The 3,329-nt window shown below is 71.2% G+C and carries 2 protein-coding genes; one reads left to right on the forward strand and one right to left on the reverse strand.

Annotated elements, in window-relative coordinates; translation table 11 throughout:
• A partial coding sequence (locus KUM03_RS36160) for a homocysteine S-methyltransferase family protein (protein ID WP_217254773.1) occupies positions 1–2,082 on the reverse strand: 2,082 nt, incomplete at its 3' end.
• 388 nt (positions 2,083–2,470) lie between these two features.
• On the opposite strand from KUM03_RS36160, the gene KUM03_RS36165 reads away from it, so the two are divergent.
• A complete protein-coding gene (locus tag KUM03_RS36165; RefSeq protein WP_073730955.1) occupies positions 2,471–3,235 on the forward strand; it encodes an IclR family transcriptional regulator in 765 nt (254 codons plus the stop codon).
• Positions 3,236–3,329 lie beyond the last annotated feature (94 nt).

The following is a 3,329-nucleotide window of genomic DNA, read 5'->3' on the forward strand; positions in this document are numbered from 1 at the left end:
CACCTTCATGCCGTCCAACAGCGTGTCGTTGACGATGCCGAGTGCCGGACGCTCGGTCAGGGCCGCGTCCAGGTCGGCCTCCAGACCGTTCTTCTCACCGTCGATGATGCGCCGCTTGAGCCGCTCCTCCAGCGGCAACGCGGCCAGCTCCTCCGCCTTGGACGCCCGCAGCGACTTCGCGGTGGCGCCCTCGAACAGCTGCATCAGCTTCTGCAGCGGGTCGTAGCCCTCACGGCGGCGGTCGTAGATCAGGTCCAGAGCCGTCTGCACCTGCTCCTCGTCGAACCGGGCGATCGGCAGGATCTTGCTCGCGTGCACGATCGCCGAATCCAGGCCCGCCTTCACGCACTCGTCCAGGAACACACTGTTGAGCAGGATGCGGGCGGCCGGGTTCAGACCGAAGGAGATGTTCGACAGACCCAGCGTGGTCTGCACGTCCGGATGCCGCTTCTTCAGCTCCCGGATGCCCTCGATCGTCGCGATGCCGTCCTTGCGGGACTCCTCCTGCCCGGTGCAGATGGTGAACGTCAGACAGTCCACGAGGATGTCCGACTCGTGGATGCCCCAGTTCCCGGTCAGGTCGGCGATCAGCCGCTCGGCGATCTCCACCTTCTTCTCCGCCGTACGGGCCTGGCCCTCCTCGTCGATGGTCAGCGCGATCAGCGCCGCACCATGCTCCCGGGCCAGCGCGGTCACCTTCGCGAACCGGGACTGCGGACCCGCACCGTCCTCGTAGTTCACCGAGTTGATCACCGCACGGCCGCCGAGCTTCTCCAGCCCCGCCCGGACGACGTCGACCTCGGTGGAGTCCAGCACGATGGGCAGCGTCGACGCGGTCGCGAACCGGCCCGCCAGCTCCTCCATGTCGGCCACGCCGTCCCGGCCCACGTAGTCCACGCACAGGTCCAGCATGTGCGCGCCCTCGCGGATCTGGTCCCGGGCCATCTCCACACAGTCGTCCCAGCGGCCCTCCAGCATCGCCTCACGGAACTTCTTCGACCCGTTCGCGTTCGTCCGCTCACCGATCGCCAGGTAGGAGGTGTCCTGCCGGAACGGCACCGACTGGTACAGGGAGGCGGCGCCCGGCTCGGGGCGCGGGTGCCGCTCGGTGGGCGCGGCACCCCGCACCCGCTCGACGACCTGGCGCAGATGCTCGGGCGTGGTGCCGCAGCAGCCGCCCACCAGCGACAGCCCGTACTCGCGCACGAACGTCTCCTGCGCGTCCGCCAGCTCCGGCGCGGTCAGCGGGTAGTGCGCGCCGTCCTTGCCGAGGACGGGCAGGCCGGCGTTGGGCATGCACGACAGCGGGATGCGGGAGTGGCGGGCGAGGTAGCGCAGGTGCTCGCTCATCTCGGCCGGGCCGGTCGCGCAGTTCATGCCGATCATGTCGATGCCGAGCGGCTCCAGCGCGGTCAGCGCGGCGCCGATCTCCGAGCCGAGCAGCATCGTGCCGGTCGTCTCGACCGTGACGGAGACGATGACGGGCAGGTCGAGACCGAGGGCGTCCAGGGCGCGCCGGGCGCCGAGCACGGACGCCTTGGTCTGCAGGAGGTCCTGGGTGGTCTCCACGAGCAGCGCGTCGGCGCCGCCGGCGACCAGTCCCTCGGCGTTGCGCTGGTAGGCGTCGCGCAGGACGGTGTACGGGGCGTGGCCGAGCGTGGGCAGCTTGGTGCCGGGGCCGATGGAGCCGAGGACCCAGCGCTGCCGTCCGTCCTCGGCGGCGAACGCGTCGGCGGTCTCGCGGGCGACCCGGGCGCCCGCCTCGGACAGCTCGTGGACGCGCTCAGGGATGTCGTACTCGCCGAGCGCGGAGTGGTTGGCGCCGAAGGTGTTGGTGCCCACGCAGTCGACACCGGCGGCGAAGTACTCCTCGTGCACCGAGCGGACGATGTCCGGGCGGGTGACGTTGAGGACCTCGTTGCAGCCCTCCAGCTGCTGGAAGTCGTCCAGCGTCGGGTTCTGCGCCTGGAGCATGGTGCCCATCGCGCCGTCGGCGACCACCACGCGGGTGGCGAGGGCCTCTCGGAGGGCGGACACGCGGGTCCGGGTGTCGGCGGGCGGGGTGGATGGCGACGAGGCCATGAAAGGGCTCCCTAGGATGCGACGGCTGTCGGCTTTGCGCTGCCCGGTTCCGTCCATGGGGAACGTCCCCGGGAGAGAACGCACGCCGCCAGGGTAGCCGGGACCGGAGGCCGGTGGTCGAGGCGTCCACGAGACGGACGAGGATGGCGGGTCAGGGGCCCGCCGAAGGGGTGACTTTCCGGTCCGGGGATGTGCCGGTGAACGGCCCGGCGGCCGTCCCGGAACGGCCCTCGGGCGGGTGGTCCTGGGCGACCGGATCCGGCCGGAGTGCAACAGTTGCCCGCCGACCATTAGCGGGAGGTCGGCATGGACCGGTAGTGTTCGGCATTGCCGAACGACGTCAGCGACGCCGAGGTCGGCAGTCGAAGGGGACGGAGGCAGTACGTCGATGGCACGGAACATCCAGTCGCTCGAACGGGCGGCCGCGATGCTGCGCCTGCTCGCGGGCGGCGAGCGGCGGCTCGGCCTGTCGGACATCGCCTCGTCGCTGGGTCTGGCCAAGGGCACCGCGCACGGCATCCTGCGCACCCTCCAGCAGGAGGGCTTCGTGGAGCAGGACGGGGCTTCCGGGCGCTATCAGCTGGGCGCCGAGCTGCTGCGCCTGGGGACGACCTATCTCGACGTGCACGAACTGCGGGCGCGCGCGCTGGTGTGGACGGACGACCTGGCGCGCTCCAGCGGGGAGAGCGTGCACCTGGGGGTCCTGCACCAGCAGGGCGTACTGATCGTGCACCACGTCTTCCGGCCCGACGACAGCCGGCAGGTCCTGGAGATCGGCGCCATGCAGCCGCTGCACTCCACGGCGCTGGGCAAGGTGCTCTCGGCGTACGACCCGGTCGCGCACAGCGAGGCGCTGGAGGCCGACCGCAAGGCGTACACCGACCGGACCGTGTGCGAGCCGGACGGGTTCGAGCACATCCTCGACATCACGCGCGCGCGGGGCTACGCGGCGGACGTCGAGGAGACCTGGGAGGGCGTCGCGTCCATCGCCGCGCCCATCCACGACCGCAGGCGCATGCCGGTCGGCGCGGTCGGCATCACGGGGGCCGTGGAGCGGCTGTGCCGGGAGGGCGAGCTGCGTCCCGAGCTGGTCGCGGCGGTGCGGGACTGCGCCCGCGCGGTGTCGCGGGATCTGGGCGCCGGGCGGTTCTAGGTGTACTGCCCAGGGACGTTGGTCAACCTGGTGATGGGTGGTTTGCCGCCGGTTGCGGTGTGGGGGCGGTGGTGATTGTAGTGATGGAGCCAGG

Source organism: Streptomyces sp. AC602_WCS936 (assembly GCF_019049125.1).
Lineage (GTDB): Bacteria > Actinomycetota > Actinomycetes > Streptomycetales > Streptomycetaceae > Streptomyces.

Coding starts and splice junctions, on each gene's coding strand:
- KUM03_RS36165 (WP_073730955.1), top strand. CDS start 2,471: ATGGCACGGAACATCCAGTCGCTCGAACGGGCGGCCGCGATGCTGCGC.